A 229-nucleotide genomic window follows, 5' to 3' on the forward strand; every position below is an offset into this window, starting at 1 on the left:
GAACGCTTTTTATTTCCACCGAATACACATGGAACGCTGATCCGCAAACTTTCCGGCGGTGAAAAGCGGCGGTTGTATTTGTTAAAAATATTAATGACTGCACCAAACGTCCTGCTGTTAGATGAACCGACAAATGACCTGGACACTCAGACGTTGACCGTACTTGAAGATTATCTTGAAGAGTTTGCCGGGGTGGTGATCACCGTTTCCCATGACCGCTATTTTCTTG

1 protein-coding gene is annotated in these 229 nt (G+C 45.4%); it reads left to right on the forward strand.

Translation table 11 applies throughout. The features are described from left to right. A partial coding sequence (locus tag RYX56_RS25650; RefSeq protein ID WP_317124551.1) for an ATP-binding cassette domain-containing protein occupies nt 1–229 on the forward strand: 229 nt, incomplete at both ends.

It is taken from the genome of Alkalihalophilus lindianensis (genome assembly GCF_032843265.1).
In the GTDB taxonomy this organism is placed as follows: domain Bacteria; phylum Bacillota; class Bacilli; order Bacillales; family Bacillaceae_D; genus Alkalihalophilus; species Alkalihalophilus lindianensis.